13 protein-coding genes are annotated in these 17,425 nt (G+C 71.9%); 6 read left to right on the top strand and 7 right to left on the bottom strand.

What is annotated here, in order from left to right; genetic code table 11:
• Window positions 1–289: 289 nt before the first annotated feature.
• On the top strand, window positions 290–2,332 hold the full coding sequence (locus tag KV557_RS24345) for an alkaline phosphatase family protein (protein WP_218203593.1): 2,043 nt from the start codon (window positions 290–292) through the stop codon (window positions 2,330–2,332).
• 224 nt (window positions 2,333–2,556) lie between these two features.
• Here KV557_RS24345 and KV557_RS24340 read toward each other — a convergent pair whose 3' ends face one another.
• Window positions 2,557–3,759, bottom strand: coding sequence for a TIGR03364 family FAD-dependent oxidoreductase (locus tag KV557_RS24340; protein WP_218203592.1), 1,203 nt, complete (start codon window positions 3,757–3,759; stop codon window positions 2,557–2,559).
• Between the two features lie 184 nt (window positions 3,760–3,943).
• Here KV557_RS24340 and KV557_RS24335 point away from each other — a divergent pair, with 184 nt between their 5' ends.
• Both KV557_RS24335 and KV557_RS24330 read left to right on the top strand, forming a co-directional pair.
• Entirely contained in the window at window positions 3,944–4,705 is a 762-nt protein-coding gene (locus tag KV557_RS24335; RefSeq protein ID WP_218203591.1) for a GntR family transcriptional regulator, read from the top strand.
• 4 nt (window positions 4,706–4,709) lie between these two features.
• A complete protein-coding gene (locus KV557_RS24330) occupies window positions 4,710–5,399 on the top strand; it encodes a phosphonatase-like hydrolase (RefSeq protein ID WP_218203590.1) in 690 nt (229 codons plus the stop codon).
• Between the two features lie 156 nt (window positions 5,400–5,555).
• Here the strand turns inward: KV557_RS24330 and KV557_RS24325 are convergent, their stop codons facing one another.
• The 3 genes from KV557_RS24325 to KV557_RS24315 form a co-directional block, all read right to left on the bottom strand.
• Complete coding sequence (locus KV557_RS24325; RefSeq protein WP_218203589.1) at window positions 5,556–6,812, bottom strand: YhgE/Pip domain-containing protein; 1,257 nt, start codon at window positions 6,810–6,812, stop codon at window positions 5,556–5,558.
• 141 nt (window positions 6,813–6,953) lie between these two features.
• Window positions 6,954–8,090 (bottom strand): tryptophan 7-halogenase, encoded by a 1,137-nt coding sequence (locus KV557_RS24320; RefSeq protein WP_308130049.1) that lies wholly within the window; start codon window positions 8,088–8,090, stop codon window positions 6,954–6,956.
• A gap of 26 nt (window positions 8,091–8,116) precedes the next feature.
• On the bottom strand, window positions 8,117–10,099 hold the full coding sequence (locus KV557_RS24315; protein ID WP_256177882.1) for a LodA/GoxA family CTQ-dependent oxidase: 1,983 nt from the start codon (window positions 10,097–10,099) through the stop codon (window positions 8,117–8,119).
• A gap of 314 nt (window positions 10,100–10,413) precedes the next feature.
• Between KV557_RS24315 and KV557_RS24310 the strand changes: the two genes are divergently transcribed.
• Both KV557_RS24310 and KV557_RS44160 read left to right on the top strand, forming a co-directional pair.
• Window positions 10,414–11,112, top strand: a complete 699-nt coding sequence (locus KV557_RS24310; RefSeq protein ID WP_218203587.1) for a TNT domain-containing protein — start codon at window positions 10,414–10,416, stop codon at window positions 11,110–11,112.
• A gap of 95 nt (window positions 11,113–11,207) precedes the next feature.
• On the top strand, window positions 11,208–11,540 hold the full coding sequence (locus KV557_RS44160) for an AfsR/SARP family transcriptional regulator (RefSeq protein WP_308130048.1): 333 nt from the start codon (window positions 11,208–11,210) through the stop codon (window positions 11,538–11,540).
• Between the two features lie 12 nt (window positions 11,541–11,552).
• On the opposite strand, the gene KV557_RS24300 is transcribed toward KV557_RS44160, so the two are convergent.
• Complete coding sequence (locus KV557_RS24300) at window positions 11,553–13,349, bottom strand: DUF1003 domain-containing protein (RefSeq protein WP_218203586.1); 1,797 nt, start codon at window positions 13,347–13,349, stop codon at window positions 11,553–11,555.
• A 912-nt stretch (window positions 13,350–14,261) separates the two neighbouring features.
• Here KV557_RS24300 and KV557_RS24295 point away from each other — a divergent pair.
• A complete protein-coding gene (locus KV557_RS24295; RefSeq protein WP_218203585.1) occupies window positions 14,262–16,085 on the top strand; it encodes a phospholipase C in 1,824 nt (607 codons plus the stop codon).
• Window positions 16,086–16,167: 82 nt separating this feature from the next.
• Here the strand turns inward: KV557_RS24295 and KV557_RS24290 are convergent, their stop codons facing one another.
• Both KV557_RS24290 and KV557_RS24285 read right to left on the bottom strand, forming a co-directional pair.
• Window positions 16,168–16,590: a tautomerase family protein gene (locus tag KV557_RS24290; protein ID WP_218203584.1), complete on the bottom strand. Its 423-nt coding sequence runs from the start codon at window positions 16,588–16,590 to the stop codon at window positions 16,168–16,170.
• Between the two features lie 71 nt (window positions 16,591–16,661).
• Window positions 16,662–17,363 carry an SDR family oxidoreductase gene (locus tag KV557_RS24285; RefSeq protein ID WP_218203583.1) on the bottom strand — a complete coding sequence of 234 codons (702 nt, stop codon included), beginning with the start codon at window positions 17,361–17,363 and terminating at the stop codon, window positions 16,662–16,664.
• Window positions 17,364–17,425 lie beyond the last annotated feature (62 nt).

Raw genomic sequence — 17,425 nt, 5'->3', positions numbered from 1 at the left:
CCGCCGGCGGCGGCAACCGGGCTTCGGCGCGTCAGCGGGAGCCGTCCGTGTCTGAGCGGGAGCCGAAGAAGGCCTCCTCACGCCCGGGACGAAGGTCCGTGCGCCCCCTCCGGAGAGCGGCGGGAGGCTTGTCGGTTCCGGTTGCCCACTGTTCACGCGCCGGCCAGGAAACTTGTCAAGACAAGTCTGCCGACCGACCGGGATCGTATGGACGCCCCGGCGGCACCGGATGTGCTGCCGGCACTTCGGACCTTCACAGCCTCGGACCCTTCACGGAGAGATCACGCACATGATTCCTGTGTTCGGCTCACGCCCGCGCCGCCGATCAGCCGCCAGGCCCGCCGCCGCCCGACCGGCCGCCCGGCTGACAGCGGCGGGCCTGGCCCTGGCGCTCGCCGTCCCGGTTCTCGCCGGGACGCCCGCGAGCGCCGCGACCAGCGCCACCAGCGCCAACCTGCTGCTCAACGGCAATGCCGAGACCGGCCAGTGCAGCCCGGGCGGCTGGGAGGAGACCACCCTGCCGGGCTGGCAGATCACCGCCGGCGACCCGGTCATCGACTGCTACGGCATGCCCTCCGGCCCCACCTCCCCCGGCTCGCCGACCCGCGGCGGCTCGTACTTCCAGGGCGGCTCGCGCGGCAGCTCGCAGATGACGCAGACGGTGGACGTGTCCTCGGCCGCCGCCACCCTGTCGGGCTGGCTCGGCGGCGTCGGGTCCTACAACGACAACGCCAAGGTCACCGCGACCTACCTGAACGCCTCGGGCGCGTCGCTCGGCACCTCGGCGATCGGCCCGGTGCCGGCCGCGGACCGCAGCAACACCACCGGCATGGTCCAGCGCAGCAGCACCGCCGCCGTCCCGGCCGGCACCCGCTCGATCAAGGTCACCGTCGACTTCTCGATGACGGGCACCCAGAACGACGGCATGGCCGACGACCTGTCGCTGACCCTCAACACGGCCGTCACCCCGGGCACCCTGAGCGTCCCCGCCTCGTCCGTGCCGGGCTACGACCACGTGTTCCTGGTCATGATGGAGAACACGAACTACTCGGCCTCGTCGAACACCGCCACCGGCAGCCCCGGGCTGGTCGGCAACACCACCGACGCGCCGTACCTCAACAACACCCTGATCCCCATGGGTTCCCTGCTCACCAACTACTACGCGGGCACCCACAACTCCGACCCGAACTACGAGCAGATCGCCTTCGGCAACAGTTACGGGCGCAGCGCCAAGTCCCCGGGCGGCAACAACAGCAACTGCATCACCAGCACCGCCTGCACGGCCACCAACGACGGCCTCGGGGACAGGATCGACCAGGCCGGCAAGACCTGGATGGAGAGCGTCTACGGCCAGACCAGCGCCTGCCAGACCACGTCCAGCGGCAACTACGAGAACGACGACGTGCCGTTCTACTACGCGCCGCGGATGAAGAACGACAACGCCTACTGCCAGGCGCACTGGCCGTCCTGGCCGACGTACACCACCGCGCTGCAGTCCGCCTCCACCACCCCGAACTTCACCTGGTTCGCCGCCGGCGCCTGCAACGACTTCGAGTTCTGCTCCATCTCGACCGGCGACACCTGGCTGAAGAACAACCTGCCGCTCATCTTCAACTCGCCGGCCTGGAAGAACGACCGCTCGCTGCTGATCGTCACCGTCGACGAGGACGGCAAGTCTCTGCCCGGCGGCTTCGGCCCCGGCCAGACCAACCAGGTCATGACGGTCGTCGTCGGCTCGCAGAACACCGTACGGGCGGGCTTCCGGGCCTCGAACCGCTACGACCACTACAGCACCGCCCGCGTGGTCCGCGACGCGCTCGGCCTGCCGGCGATGACGAACAACGACGCCTGGGCCACCCCGTACAACGAGGTGTTCTCCGCCCCTGCCCCGACCGGCCCCGGCCTCACCAACGGCGGGTTCGAGACCGGGGACCTCTCCGGCTGGACCGCCACCGGATCCGCGACGGCCGTCACCGCGGCCGCCCACACCGGCAGTTACGGCGCGATGCTCGGTTCGACCGACCCGAGCGGCACGTCCGCCGTCAGCCGGACCTTCACCGCCCCGAGCGGCAGTTCCACGCTGTCCCTCGCGTACAACGTGACCTGCCCGGACACCGTCACCTACGACTGGGCGAGCGCCACCCTGCAGGACAACACCACCGGGACCAGCGCCACCGTGCTGCCCAACACCTGTACCAGCGGCCTCGGCTGGCAGAGCGCGTCCGGCTCCGTCACCCCCGGCCACAGCTACACCCTCACGCTCACCAACCAGGACGACGGCAACCCGGGCGACCCGACCTTCACGTACTTCGACGACGTCACGCTCTCCTGACCCAGCCGACCCAGCCGCCGCACTTGTCTATTCAAGTCTGGCCTGACGAACAGTCGACGTGCCGGCTTCACCCCCGTGGTAGCGATCTTCCATCGCCACCACGGGGGGATTCTGGTTGTTCACCAGCGTTTTGGCGTCGTACGGACCGGGGCCGCCCGGTGGCAGCGGCCGAGGCCGATCGCCACCGGGCGGCCCCGGCGCGGCAGTTACAGAGGTACGTCGGCTCAGCCGGTGGCAGCGAGGGTGCCGTCGAAGGTGGCGGCCGCGAGACCGAAGGAGAGCGTCATGCCGATGCCCGAGGTGACCGAGATGGCCCGCACCCCCGGCGCCAGGTCGCGGACCAGCAGCGGGCCCCGGCTGCTGCTGGCGTAGACGCCCTGCCAGCGTTCGAGCACCTGCAGCCGCCGGACCCCGAGGATCTCGGCGACCGCAGCGGTCAGCAGCTCGAAGGTGTGCTCGTCGATGAAGGGCGGGGTGGTGGCGTCGTAGTGGTGCGAGTCGCCGACGAGCACCGTGCCGTCCGGCAGCCGGGTGAACATCACGTTGGCCCCGATCTCCAGCAGTTCGGGGCTGTGGCCCATGACCTCCTCCCGCAGCCGGGCGGCCGACGGGCGGGCGGTGAAGGCCTCGTAGCGCAGCATCGAGGTGGCCGTCAGCACCGCGGCGTCGGTGCGGAACCCGGCCGGGGCTGCGGCCCGCGCCATGGTGAGCCGGCAGCGCTGGACCTCGTGGTCCTCGGCGACGTCGGGGAACAGGTAGTCCAGGTCGTGGCCGACGCAGACCAGGATCCGCTCGCCGTGGACCGGGCCGCGGGTGGTGTGCACCGTGCCGGTCTCGATCCCGGTGACAGCGGTGCCCCACAGGATCCGGCCCTGCGGTTGCTCCGCCACCCAGCGGGCCAGGCCGGGCGCCGCCTCGCGGGGGTTCACCCGCAGGTCGGCAGGCAGGAACGCCCCACCCACCAGGTCGCGGTCGTCGCCGGCCGCGCGGCCCAGCGCTGCTGCCGCCTGCGCGGCGGTGCGCAGCTCGACGGCGTCGCCGCCGCGGTCGGCGCGCAGCTCCTCCAGGACGGCCGCCTCGGTGGCCGACCGGGCCACCACCAGGGTGCCGGCCTCCTCGGCCCACAGCCCGGCGGCCTCGGCGGCCCTCAGCCAGCCGGGCCGGGAGCGTTGGGCGAGGGAGAGCAGTTCGCCCTCCTGGGCGCTGATGCAGCAGTGGCCGAAGTTGCGGACCGAGGCGCCGACCGGCTGCCGGTCGCGCTCGACGACGGTGACGGACAGCCCGTTGGCGAGCGCCTCGAAGGCGTGGGCCAGGCCGATGATGCCGGCGCCGACGATCACCACGTCGCTGCGACCGGGCGTTCGCGGACGGGAGGCGGCCGGGGCTGCGAACGTGGCGGGGGCGGTGGAAGGTGTGGTGCTGCTCATGGCTCCAGATTCCTGGCTCTTCGACGGCAACGTCAAGACATGTATGTACAAGTTACCGAGTGTTCACCCACCCGACGACCGCCGGGAGCGGCGGGTTCTCCGGCGCCGGAACCCCACCTGTCCAGGGACTTTACCCAGCGGCCCGACCTTGAGAACCTCCGCCCCGGAGTGCCATAGTCATCTTGTGAAGACAAGTGAGGACACTCCGCTCCACCAGCGGCTCGGCGCCGAGTTCCTGCGCCGCATCGAGTCCGGCGAGTGGCCCGAGGGCCGGCCGGTGCCCAGCGAGTCGCAGCTCTGCGCCGAGTTCGGGACCTCGCGCGGCCCGGTCCGCCAGGCCCTGGCCCTGCTGCGCAGCGAGGGCAACCTGGTCGGCGGCCGCGGCAAGCCGCCCGTCGCCCGCCGCGCGACGCCCTCCCAGCCGTTCGCCACCTTCCTGTCCTTCACCCAGTGGGCCCGCACCATCGGCCGCGAGCCCGGGCAGACGACCATCGAGGTCGCCCGCCGCCGGGCCTCCCCCGAGGCCGCCGCCCGGCTCGGCCTCGCCGAGGGCGCACCGGTCGTCGAACTCGTCCGGCTGCGGCTGCTGGACGGCGTCCCGGCCATGCTGGAGCGCTCCACCTTCGTGTACGAGGTCGGCCGCTACCTGTTCGACTTCGACCCGGACACCGGCTCCATCTACGAGGAACTGCTGCGCCGCGAGGTCGACCTGCACCACGCCCGGCACACCATCGACGCCGTCGCCGCCCAGCAGCACGACGCCGAACTCCTGCAGATCGCCGTCGGCGACCCGCTACTGCGCGTACGACGGCTCACCACGTCGAGCCAGGGCGAACCGCTGGAGGACGCCGACGACCGCTACCTCCCCGCCATGGCCACCTTCACCATCGAGAACACCATCGAAGGCCGCACCGTCATCGGCCGCTACCGCAGCGAAGAGGACTGACACCGTGATCGAGCTCGCCGCACTGGACATGGCCGGCACCACCATCAACGAGAGCGGCGCCGTCTACCGGGCGCTGCGCACCGCCGTCGAACGCACCGGGGTGCCCGTCACCGAGGCCGACCTGCAGACCTGGATGGGCACCGACAAGCGCGAGGCCATCGCCGCCCTGGTCCGCCTGGGCGGCGGCACCCCCACCCCGGACCTGGTCGAGGAGAGCTACGAGGCCTTCGCCCAGTTCCTGCGCGACGCCTACCGGGCCACGCCGCCGCAGGCCATCCCCGGCGTGGAGGCCGCCCTGGCCGAACTGCGCGGACGCGGCATCAAGGTCGCCCTCACCACCGGATTCAGCGCCGACGTCGCGTACCCGCTGCTGGACTCCCTCGGCTGGTCGGCCGGCGAGGGCGGCAACCTCGACGCGGTCGTCACCTCGGACGAGGTCCCGCGCGGCCGCCCCGCCCCGTACATGATCCACCGGGCGATGGAGAAGACCGGCGTCATCGACACCCGCCGCGTCCTGACCGCCGGCGACACCGTCGTCGACGTCGAGGCCGGCACCAACGCCGGCGCCGGCGTGGTCGTCGGCGTCCTGACCGGCGAACTCACCCGCACCGCCTTCGAGGCCCACCCCCACACCTACGTCCTCGCCAGCGCCGCCGCCCTCCCCACCCTCCCCGAAACCCAGCCGACTGCCTGACCCCCGGCCCCTGCGAGCCTGCCGCTCCCGGCCCCCTGAGCCAGGACCGGCGGGGCTCACGAGGCTGCCGCTGGGCGATTGCGCCCATCGCACGAGCGGCGTCGGGACAGCACAGGTCAGGGATGTCTGGCGAGCCGGTACGAGCCGAGGCGATGCTCAATCGGGCTGCGGGGTCCAGCGGTGCAGGCCCTTGCGGTCGTAGTAGCGCGTCATCGCGAAGCCGAAGGCCAGGGCGAGGACGATGCCGACCGCGATCATGATCCAGGCGCGGGTCAGGCCCGCGTCCGAGCGGGCGTCGAAGAAGACGATCGCGCGGATGCCGTCGCTGAGCTGGCGCATCGGCTCGAACGTGCCGAGGAAGCGGTAGAAGCCGGGCACCGCCTGCAGCGGGACGGTCGCGCCGGAGGACGGCAGGGCCAGCGCGATGAAGACGAACATGGACACCAGCTGCCCGATCCCCCCGAGCGCCGCGTTGATCGCCTGGACCCCGAGGCCCACGGCGAGACTGGCGCAGTACGAGAAGACCCAGAGCAGCGCCTGATGCGGGGCGTCCATGCCGAGGATCAAGATCGCGCAGATCATCACCAGGGTGGTGGTCAGCAGCGTGATACCGGCCGTCATGATCATCTTGAGCAGCAGCGTCTGCGTGCGGTTGATCGGTACGGTCGGCCGGCGGGTGTGCCAGGGGCCGAACTCGGTGTCGCCGTAGCCGAGCGCGCCGTCGACGCCGTTGTGGATGATGTTGCCGCCGACGAAGCCGGTCAGGACCGCCAGCAGTGTGTAGTAGAAGGCGCTCAGGCCGAGCCCGCTGTGGCTGCCGATCGGATGGCCGACCTGGGTCGTGACGGCGAGCGGGTCCTGCAGGAGCAGCCGCCCGGCGGCCGTGCCGGACGGCGCCACGGCGGTCAGCTGCTGTCCGATCGCCAGGGAGGCCTGGTGGGCGGCGTTCTGGCTGATCTGCGCGGCGATGGAGGAGCCGAGGCTCCCGAGGCCGGGGTTGGTCAGCACCGTCACGGTCGGCCGCTGGGCCGCCTTCCCGGTCGCCAGCGCCGCCACCGACGACGTGAACCCCTCCGGGACGATCAGGGCGCCGTAGACCTTGCCCGAGGACAGCTGGTCCTGCGCCTCGTCGCCGGTGACCTGCCGCCAGTCGACCGTGCTCCCGGGCGTCCCGGCCACGATCGCCCGGCTCACCTGCACCCCCACGTTCTGCGGCTGCCCCGGCAGCGGTGGGCTGTGGTCGCCGTTCACGAGCGCGATCGGGAGGCGGTGCAGGTGCCCGGTCGGATTGAGGATGCCGCCCATGTAGAGCAGCGAGAGCACCACGGCCACCAGGCCGCACATGATGCTCGGCACGAGCCACAGCTTCGCGTGACGGGCGAGCACAACGGCCCGGGCGCCGGTGGACGCCATGCCACCCCCTCGGCTTCGGGCGCAGCCTGGTGCTGCTGCCGGTGCGGTGGGAACACGTTCCGTGACGGCCGGACGGCCAAACCCCCGTCACCCGATCCGCCCTGCCTCGGCCCCGCCGACGCCCGCGCGCCTACCGAACCGTCAGCGGACCGGTCCGAAGGACGACCGGGGCCGCTCCGCATGGCGGCGGTGCCAGAACGGGTGGTCCGGCCAGCGCTGTTCGAGGGCGTAGTAGGCGGCCCGGTTGCGCCGGTAGGCGGCCGTCACGTCGGCGATGTTCGCGGCGTAGCCGGCCAGCGCCTGGGGGGCGCCGTCGAGGTGGGCGTGGACGGCGAGGCCGGCGGCCCGGCCGCTGTACAGCGCGGTGAGGATGCCCTGGGAGGACAGCGGGTCGAAGGCGGCCACGGCGTCACCGGCGGCGGTCCAGCCGTCGCCGTGGACGCGGTCGAGGTGGGCGGTGTGGGCCGGCGCCCGGCTGGGGGCGGCGTCCCGGGGGAACGGGTGAGCGGCGGCACGTGAGGCGGTAGGCCCGGTGGCGGCCAGGCGCCGGCGGAATGCTGCGCCGTCGGCACCGGGCAGATCGGCGTCGGTGAAGAACGCGACGAGCAGCCGTCGCCCTGGCAGCAGGGCGCTGTACCACCAGCCGTCGGGCGTCGCCTCGACCAGGGTGGTGCCGTCCGCCGTGTCGGCCGGCCCGAGGGCGAGGTGGAGCGCCACCAGCCGGTCGCCGACCAGGCGGCGGGCGCCGTGGGTGGTGGCGACGGCGGCGCGGCGGCCGGTGGCGTCCACCACCCACCGGCAGCGCACCACGCCGGGCGGGTGAGGACGGTCGAGCGGAAGGGTACAGGTGCCGTCCCCGTGGCGGGTGGCTGGACGGGCAGTGCCCTCCCGTACGTCGACGCCGGCAGCCGCCGCGGCCGCGCGCAGCCGTCGGTCGAACAGGGCGCGGTCCAGGTGCCACCCGGGCCCGTACGGATCGTTGATGCTGTCGACCGACCCCGGCACGTCCGACCCCCACGCCGACCGGTTGCCGTAGCACGGCAGGTGCCCGTCCCCGGGGACGGTCCCGGCCACCCCGAGGTCGTGCAGCAGCATGCGCGCGGCGGCCGGCAGGGCCTCGCCGACCGCCGGCGGACCGCCCGGGCCGTGGACCAGCAGGACGCTGCGGCCGCCGCCGGCCAGGGCGAGGGCGGCGGCCGTCCCAGCAGGCCCGCCGCCCACCACCACGACGTCGACGTCCGACGCCACGACGTCCGAAGCCACAAGCTCCGACGTCACGAGGTCCGACGTCACGAGGTCCGACGTCACGAGCCGCCCTCGGGGGCCGGGCCGGCGTCCTCGCCGAACGGGTCGAGCTTGTCGAAGTACCCGATGGTGACCTCGTCGGCGGACAGCCCGGTGAGCGCGAGAATCTCGGCGGCGACCTGGACGGTGAGGGCGTCCACGGCGGCCGTCGCGGCGGGTACGTGGACGGCGCTCAGGTTCCGGTTGTCGGAGACCCCGGCGAGCGGGAATCCGGGCGTCGACTCGACCTGCATCCGCTCCGGGAAGCGCCCGTCGCCGACGGTGTACGGGCGGACCTCGACGATGCCGAAGTCCTGCCACTCGGCGACGGCCTGCTTCAGCTGCGCCTTGTAGTCGCCCTTGAGCCCGCGCAGCCAGGAGGCGCGCCGGGCGAACGCGGCCTCGCGATCGGCCTGCGCCGCGTGCCCGCCGGAGGCCTGCTCGTTGACGATGCGGTAGTCGCTCTCCTTCAGCACGTGGTTGGGGACCCGGGCGGGCCAGAAGGTCGGCAGGTAGGGGTCGTACCGGGGGCCGAGGTTGGCGTTGGACTCGTAGCCGGAGCGGCAGCTGGCGGTGTCGGTCTGCCAGGGGACGGCCATCCAGCGGGTGAGGTCCCCGGGGCCCTGGGCGTGCAGCGGGCCGTCGGGGCCGAGCGCGCGGGCCTGGCCGAGCGTGGCGCCGTAGTCGGGTTCGGGGGTGCCGGCCGGGCGGTGGCGGATGCGCAGCGGCTCGGTGTACATCGTGGCGTGCCGGATCGGCCAGGTGACCTCGCAGCCGGGGTGGAAGGCGTCGGCGAGGCAGAAGTCGAGGGCTGCGCGGTCCAGCAGGGCGGGCTGGTCGGCCGGCGGGGCGTCCTCCAGGCGCCGGGGGAAGCCCTTCCACGGTGTGGTGTCGAACTGGCCCTTCATCCAGGAGAGCAGCACCGAGTCCTGGGTCGGGGACAGGGCCAGGTACTGCAGGTCGGACTTGGGCCTGCTGGCCATGCCGTCGCCGTAGATCCACGGCCAGGGCATCGGGGAGCGGCCGTCGCGCTTGTAGTCGCGCAGCGCGGTATAGACCTGCCGACGCAGTTCCTCGTAGGTGGGCGAGGGGCTGGCGAGGCGGGCGAGGTGGTCGGGGGCGAGGAAGTGCTGGGGGCCGCCGAAGCCGAAGTGGGCGGCGAACCCCTTGTTCACCCACTGGAGTTCGCAGAACCGGTGCAGGATCGGCTTGACGTCCCGGTCGAAGTTGACGGTCTTGGGCGGTGCCAGCGTGCCCTGGGTGACGAAGAGGTCGTAGAGCAGGTCGTAGAGGGTGCGCAGGGTCTTGACGTCGGGCGCGTAGTTGGGCGGGGCGACCACGACCCAGGCCGGGTCGACCCGCACGGACTTGCCGCCGACGGTCACGGTGGCGGTGACCGGGCCGTCGGACGTGTCGTCGCACCAGCCGTCGTTGTTGCCGTACGAGATGAGCTCGCCGCCCTTGGGATTGCGGGACTTGCCGAGGCCGCCGAGGACGACGAGGCGGCCGTCCGCGTCGGTGTGCATCCGGCCGAGCGGGACGGGCTCGCCGAGGAAGGAGCCGCCGGTGAACTCCACGACCTGCTTGCCGCCCGCGGTCAGGGTCTTGCGGCCCGGGTCGACGACCAGGCTCGCGCGGTCGGTGACCTTCGCGTTGCGCCGGGGTTCGGGGTGATCCTTCATGTCGGGGATGTCCAGCGGGAGGCTGAACTCGTACCAGGCGGCCTTCTTGTTGGCCACGTGCACCGACCACTCGATGTGCACCTGCGGGTCGGCGGTCGTCAGCTCGCGCACGACCCGGCCGTCCGCGCCGTAGCCGTAGATCCGGAAGCGGACGGCCTGGCGCTTGATCGCGCCGCGCTCGTCCTTGTGGAAACCGGGCTCCTCTGCGGGCGGGTCCGGGACCTCCGGGCCGTAGAACCAGCCGTCCTCATGGGTGCTGTTGCCCACCCGGGCGATCCCGATCGCGGGGTGGATCCTGGCGTAGGCGATGTCGTCGTTCAACGGGTGCACCTCTCTGCGGCTCCGCCGGGGTCTTCCTGGCGCGTACGTTTCCCCCGCAAGGATCTTCGGTGAACGAACCGTCAGGGCCCAGGGCGTACGGTGGCGAACCCGGGGCGCATCGATGCGGGCGCGGGCGCTCGGCCACCCCAGTGAATCGTCATATCGATTAGCCCGCCCGCGTGCTGTGCACTCCTTCATCGCCGAGGCTGTCCGCGCTACGGATGAGCTTCCGTGTGCAATGACGGTGCCGTGCGGCCGCCGCTTCCCCTTCGCGCCCGCATCGCCCTTCCGCCGAGTCCCACTGGAGCCCATCCATGCGTTCTCTCACGCTCGCCTCACTGTCGATGGCGGCCGCGCTGCCGCTGACGTTCCTGGCTGCCGCCGGTGACGCCGCGGCCGCCGCACCGGCCCGGGCGGCGTCCCACCGGACCCTCCCCAGCGACTGTCCGGACCTCCTCCCGCCGGACGACCCGGCCCTCTACTACTGCGGCCGCCAGGAACTCGGCCCGGCCACCCTTCCGACAACCGGACCGGTCTCGACGCTGCTGAAGGACTACCACCGCCTCGGCGGACTGGAGCCGGCCCAGTTCCTGGACTGGTACCGCAGCGGCACCTCCTGGAAGTACCCGGACAACCGGGGCTTCGCCGAGACCAACGGCGTCATCGACATGGGCAAGGCCACGATGCAGCCCGGTTGGCACCTGGACCGCTTCGGCGCCGCCACGGGCAAATACCTGGCGGACGGCGGGACGCCCTACGCCCGGCGCGCCCTGCCGCCGGACTCGCTCAACGGCGACGGGAACAACTACCACTGCTACCTCGTGAACCTGCCCTTCGACGTCCAGGAGGGCCACATCGCCGCCGCCTTCGCCCAGCCCGGATTCGGCCAACAGCAGTGGCTCGACCCGCAGTTGAAACCGTCGGAGCTCGAACCGTCCGAGACGTACAACGTCGCGAACCTGATCAAGCGCGGCTTCCTGACGGAGGACGAACCCGAGCAGTGCACCCGGTAGCCACAGCTCCTCGGCACCGGCACACCGGACGCCCGGGCGGATCGCAACCGATCCGCCCGGGCGTTCCCGCATTCACCCGTCACTTGTGGGCGGCGGTGTCCAGCAGGATTCCGGAGCCGGTCGTCGAGGGCAGCCGGCGGTTCGCGGTGCTGGGGCACGTACGGGCCTGGCACCGGCAGGCGCCGCTGGACCTGGGGCGCCCGCAGCAGCAGGCGGTCCTCGTCGCGTTGCTCCTGAACCCGGGGCGCCCGGTCGGCCGCGGCGAGCTGATCGACGCGGTGTGGGGCGAGGAGGCGCCGGCCTCGGCCACCACCAACCTCCGGGTCCGGATGCACCGCCGCCGCGACGACGCCCGGGCGGTGACGGCCCTCAGCGAGCTCCTCACCACTCTGGGGCCCAGCGGACAGATCATCAGCGCCGAGGCCTGACCGGCTTACGTGCTACGCCCCTTTCTTCCGGGGCGTCGACGAGGGCGCGGGTTCCGGCCGGTCCAGGTCCGTCGCGGCCCGGACGGCCTCCATGGCCGCGACCTCGTTCGGCACCCGGGGACGCGCGCCCAGGCCGAAGAACCCGCCCTCGTCGTTGGCGTCGGCGACGACCGTGGCGATCTCCATCAGGAACGCGCGGAAGTCGGCGAGTTCCTCCGGCGCGGACTTGGCGACGATGGCGGTGGCGGCGCGGATCGTCTCCAGCGCGGGCGCAGCGTAGTCGGCGTACCGGGTGGCGGGCTGGAGCCCGGTCTCGAAGGTCGACGCCGCCGCCAACTCCCGGATGAACCGCCGCGGGTGGGAGATCCCGGCCTCGCGCAGCAGCTTGACCATCGCGATGATCTCCTCGGCATCGGCGACGCCCTCGGCGAGCGACACCAGGACGCCCGACGCCATCAGGGCCCGTCCGAGGGTCGCCCAGTCCTCGGGCGTGAAGTCCAACTCCCCGACCCCGTCGGCGCCCTGACCGGTGCGCAGGACCTGGAAGCCGACGTCGGCCAGCACGGTCGGAATGCGCCGGACCTCCTCCACCGTCCGCGCCCGGGCCTGGCCGGACAGCTCGTCCCAGGACAGGTTGTCGTCGTGCCGCCCGTCCCGCTGACCGGGCAGTGCCGCCGCACCGAGGACCCTGAGCACGCTCAGCCCGTGCTCGTGCTCCAGCCGGGCCAGCACCTCCGCCTCCTCCTCGCTGAACGCGACCGTCAGCACCGGGTCGGACGTCGGCACCATCAGGCAGCCGATCACGGCCAGCCGGTCACCGAGCTGCCGCGCCTGCCGCCGGGCGGCCTCCTGCCGCTCCACCGGCAGCTCGTCCCAGGGCAGCAGGCCCGGCCGGCTGCCCAGCAGCTCGCCGTCCTCGACCGCGGCGTCCAGCCTGCTCCGGTGGATGGCCTGCGCCAGGTGCTTGGTGACCTGCGCGTTGGCGTAGTCGGCCAGGCTGTCGATGACGCGGTCCTGCGCCTCCAGGCGCGCCTTCATCCGCCCGCACTCGTGGAGCACGGCCTCGGCGTCGAGCAGCGTCTGCTCCGCGCGGCGGTCGCCGGCCCGCCCGAGGACGTCCTGCCCGACCATGATCACGATCATGAAGATCAGCTGGGCCAGGGTGGACAGGAAGCTCATGAACGCGAACGGGTACGGGTCGAAGCGCTGCACGCCCAGCTGCGCCATGCCGATCCACACCACCTGGGTGCCGGCCGCGATGTAGAACGCCCACATGCTGCCCAGCCGCTGTGTCAGCCAGGCCGCGATCCGGCCGTTGATCCCGGTGACCTGGTCGATCGCCTGCGGCGGCTGCTGCACCCGGTGCCGCCGGATCCACGGGTGCGGGCTCGACTCCAGCAGACTGACCCCGCGCCCGAGCGCACGGTCGTGCCGGTCCAGGTGCGCCTGGAGATCCGCGACCCGCGCGAAGATCGCCTCGGCGTTCTCGTACGTCTGCACCGCCCGCCGGTCGGCGGCCATGCCCAGCACGCGCTGGCCGACCAGGATCACGAGGCAGAGCACCAACTGGACGACGTTGTCCAGGAAGAGCAGGAACCCGAAGGGATACGGATCGACCGAGTGCAACGGCCCCCAGGTCGCCAGCGCCATCCACCCGCCGACGATCACCAGCGTGACGTAGAGGGCGGGCATCGAGCCCACCACCCGCGTCAGAGCGGCGGCGAAGGCCCCGTTGAGCCCGACATGCCCGTCCGCCATCGCCACCGGCTTCTGCCGCGTCAGATCCGCCCCCACACCGGCTGCGCTCACACCTGCTCCTCACGTCGGATCCCACGGCCCCTACCACGGTCGCGCTCATGATGGCAGCCACCCGTTCGGTCAGCGGGCCACTGAACCGGGATCTTGACGCTATGTCAACGCCGCGAGGATGGCACCCCGGTTACCGCCGGGCCCTCCAGGCCGCGAAGAACCCTCCCCCAGCGGCTGCCACGGCGGAGAACCCTCCCGGGCCGGCGATCACGTAGCCACCGGCAACCACCGTGAGCAGGGAGAGCAGGCCGACCAACTCCGGCAGTCGGTCGGCTCGTTGGTCGGCGTTGTCGGTCCTCCGCCCGGCAGCCTTTCGTCGCCCCACCGCTACCTCCACCTTTGACCTCGGCCTTCTTGACGAAACCGGACGGAACCTGATGGAAGGGGACGACATGGCGGGCATCGAAGTGCCGAGCGATCAGACGACCAAGTCTGCCGGGTGGCCCAGGGTCTTCGCGGCGGTCTGCGGAGAGTGCGGTGCCGGCCGGTTGTCAGCAGGTGAACTGCGACGACTGCACCCGATGCACGGCAGACCGGCAGATCGTACCGACGGGTACCGACAGCGGTTCGCTCGGGGGCGGCCGTTTCCCGAGGTCAGCAGCCGGCTCGGCGGGGTTATGGCGTGGCGGTGTTCCTGTGGAGCAGGCCGGCACAAGTCCGCCGCTTGTACGACGCCGTCGGCTGACAAGCGGCCCACAGGGCCACCGTGCCACCCCCCATTTCCTCACCTGATCGCCACTCCACCCGCTGCGCTTCACCGGGGGTTCACCTCTCCGGGGAAACCGCGTTCACCTCCGGCCCGTACGTTCTTGCCGCCCGGGAGCCGCCCGCTCTCGCCGACTCACGAACATCCGCCGTCCCGAACGGCAAGCGCGACCCACATCATTGACGATCACGTTCGAGGAATCCCGCATGCACGCAGTCCCCGCCCGCAACCGGTGGCTTCGGTACGGCGCCGGCATCATCGGCGCGGCCTCCCTGGCCGCCTTCGGCGGTGCGCCGGCCGCCCTCGCGGCCGACAACCCGCAGACCGCCACCCCGATCAAGCACCTGGTGGTGATATTCCAGGAGAACGTCTCCTTCGACCACTACTTCGGCACCTACCCGAACGCGGCCAACACCGCCGACGACAAGGTGAAGTTCACCGCCAAGCCCGGCACGCCGAAGGTCGACGGCCTCACCGACGAGCTGCTCCAGCACAACCCGAACAAGGCCAACCCGAAGCGCCTCGGCCCGGCGCAGGCCGTCACCTGCGACCAGGACCACACCTACAAGGACGAGCAACTCGCCTTCGACGGCGGCAAGATGGACCAGTTCGTCGAGCACACCGACGTCGAGAGCTGCAAGCCCCCGATGTTCACCCAGCCCGGCCTGGTGATGGACTACTACGACGGCAACACCGTCACCGCCATGTGGAACTACGCCCAGCGCTTCGCGATGAGCGACAACTCCTACGGCACCACGTACGGCCCGTCCACCCCCGGCGCACTCAACCTCGTCTCCGGCCAGACGCACGGCGGCTACCCCGTCGACCCGAAGACCGGCCAGAAGACCACCGACGCGTACGTGGTCGCCTCCCCGGACGCCAACGGCGTCGGCACCGTCATCAACGACCCCGACCCGGCGTTCGACGACTGCTCCAACCCCAAGCACAACCAGCTGCTGATGACCGGCAAGAACATCGGCGACCTGCTCAACGACAAGGGCGTCAGCTGGGGTTGGTTCCAGGGCGGCTTCAAGCCGACCTCCACCAAGGACGGCAAGGCCGCCTGCGACGCCACCCACAACAACATCGTGGGCGCCCCGGCCACCGACTACAACCCGCACCACGAGCCCTTCCAGTACTACAAGTCCACGTCGAACCCGAGCCACCTCGCCCCGAAGAACGTGGACGAGATCGGCCACACCGGCCCGGCCAACCACCAGTACGACCTGACCGACTTCGACGCCGCCGTGCAGCACGGCAACCTGCCCGCCGTCACCTTCCTCAAGGCGGCCAACTACCAGGACGGCCACGCCGGTTACTCCGACCCGCTGGACGAGCAGCACTTCGTCGTCGACACCCTGAACAAGCTGCAGCAGTCCAAGGACTGGGCCTCCACCGCCGTCGTCATCGCCTACGACGACTCCGACGGCTGGTACGACCACAAGTTCACCGAGCCCGTGAACGGCTCGCGCGACGCGGCCAACGACGGCCTGGGCGGCGCCGGCCAGTGCGGCAAGGACGCCGGCTGGGGCGGCTACGCCGACCGCTGCGGCTACGGCCCGCGCCTGCCGCTGCTGGTCCTCTCGCCGTACGCCAAGTCCAACTTCGTGGACCACGCGGTGACCGACCAGTCCTCGATCCTGCGGTTCGTCGAGGACAACTGGAAGACCGGCCGGATCGGCGACGCCTCCTTCGACGAGCACGCCGGCTCGCTGGAGGGCATGTTCGACTTCAAGAACCCGCAGTCGGCCACCCTCGTCCTCGACCCGGCCACCGGCCAGCCCGCCAGCGGCTCCTCGCCGACCGCGCAGCCGACCGGTCGGCCGTCCGACGGCGCCACTACCACCCCGGCCGGCACGGCCGCCGGCACCCCGGGCGCGACGCCCGCTGCCCAGAGCAGCCCGGCCGGCCCGGCCCTCGCCGCCACCGGCTCCAACGCGCTGCCGATCGCGGCCACGGCCGCCGTCCTCCTCGGAGTCGGCGCCGGCGTCCTCGTCGTCGCCCGCCGCAAGCGCGCCCGCCGCGCCTGACCCGGACGGCCCACGAACGCAGACACCGCCGGCCCCTGGTACGGGCCGGCGGTGTCTGCGTTCGTGGCCGCCGCAGGAGCCGTCAGTACGGGGTGGGGCGGTTCTCCTCGGCCCAGCGGCGTTCGGCCTCGCTGTGGGACGGGGGCGGGGCAATGCCGTCGATCATCCAGAGGTCCCGGGGCGTTTCGTCGATGTGGAACTCGCAGTACAGGCCGCGGTCCTTGGTGTGCGGGGCGAGCAGCTCGGCGAGGACCTCGCCGGTCCGCTTGCGCAGGACCGGCTCGTCGGTGTGCCGGGCGATGTGCTCGACCACGATCCGCACGGCGTTCCGCGAGGGCTCGTCGCCCACGTAGAACGAGGAGGCGTCGACCTCGTGGAACAGCGTCACGACGTAGAACTTCGGCAGCCCGAAACGGGTGTAGAACCCGGTGATGTCGGCGGCGAGTTGCTGCTTCTGCTGCGGGGTGTAGGTGCCGGGAGGGTGGTAGACGTGCCAGAGGGGCATGGTTCTCCTCGGTTCGGTGCGGTGAAGTGCGGTGCAGTGAAGTGCGGTGCAGTTTCGGATGTGGTGGCGGTTCAGCGGCGGACGGGGACGGCGAGGCCCTCCACGGGTCCGGAGAGCGCGGCCTTGATCGCGCGGGTGGCGTCGTCGACGAGCACCTCGGTGTCCCCGCGCTCGACGCCGTCCAGGACGATGCGGGCGACGTCGGCGGGCGCGATCTTCGGGACCGGGATCGCCGCCACCATCTCGGTGTCCGCGAAGCCCAGGTGGACGCCGACGACCTGGGTGCCCTGAGCGGCGAGTTCGAGGCGCAGGGAGTTCGTGAGCGACCACAGGGCGGCCTTGGACGCGCCGTAGGCGCCGGCTCCGGCGGCCCAGGACAGCAGCGAGTGCAGGTCGACTAGGGCGCCTCCGCCACGGGCGGCCAGCACCGGCGCGAACGCCTGGGCGATCCGCAGCGGGCCGAGGACGTTGGTCTCGAACGTGTCCCGGACCAGCCGAAGGTCCGCCGTGAGCAGCGGTGCCGGGTGCAGGACGCCGGCGTTGTTGAAGACGAGGTCGACGTCCTGCGCGCGCTCGGCCAGGGCGGCGACGGAAGCGTCGTCGGTGACGTCGAGGGCGAGAACCTCCACCCGCCCGTCCTCGCTCGGGACGGGCTTGCGCGCGGTGGCGTAGACCTTCTTCGCCCCTCGCCGCAGCAACTCCTCGACGAACGCCTTGCCAAGGCCGCGCCGGCCTCCGGTGACCAGCGCGACGGAGCCTTCGATCACGGTCATGTGCGTTTCCCCTCGTTCCAGGATGGCGTTTAGATTATTACCATCATCTATAAGGGGTGCGA

The organism is Kitasatospora aureofaciens (assembly GCF_019192735.1).
GTDB classification, from domain to species: domain Bacteria; phylum Actinomycetota; class Actinomycetes; order Streptomycetales; family Streptomycetaceae; genus Kitasatospora; species Kitasatospora aureofaciens_A.
Note: the sequence above shows the minus strand (reverse complement) of the source record. Positions and strands in the feature narration are given on the sequence as shown.

What these genes read in the sequence shown, in the direction of transcription:
- KV557_RS24345 (WP_218203593.1), top strand. Translation starts at nt 290, where the DNA reads ATGATTCCTGTGTTCGGCTCACGCCCGCGCCGCCGATCAGCCGCCAGG.
- KV557_RS24340 (WP_218203592.1), bottom strand. Translation starts at nt 3,759, where the DNA reads ATGAGCAGCACCACACCTTCCACCGCCCCCGCCACGTTCGCAGCCCCG.
- KV557_RS24325 (WP_218203589.1), bottom strand. Translation starts at nt 6,812, where the DNA reads ATGGCGTCCACCGGCGCCCGGGCCGTTGTGCTCGCCCGTCACGCGAAG.
- KV557_RS24310 (WP_218203587.1), top strand. Translation starts at nt 10,414, where the DNA reads ATGCGTTCTCTCACGCTCGCCTCACTGTCGATGGCGGCCGCGCTGCCG.
- KV557_RS24295 (WP_218203585.1), top strand. Translation starts at nt 14,262, where the DNA reads ATGCACGCAGTCCCCGCCCGCAACCGGTGGCTTCGGTACGGCGCCGGC.
- KV557_RS24290 (WP_218203584.1), bottom strand. Translation starts at nt 16,590, where the DNA reads ATGCCCCTCTGGCACGTCTACCACCCTCCCGGCACCTACACCCCGCAG.
- KV557_RS24285 (WP_218203583.1), bottom strand. Translation starts at nt 17,363, where the DNA reads ATGACCGTGATCGAAGGCTCCGTCGCGCTGGTCACCGGAGGCCGGCGC.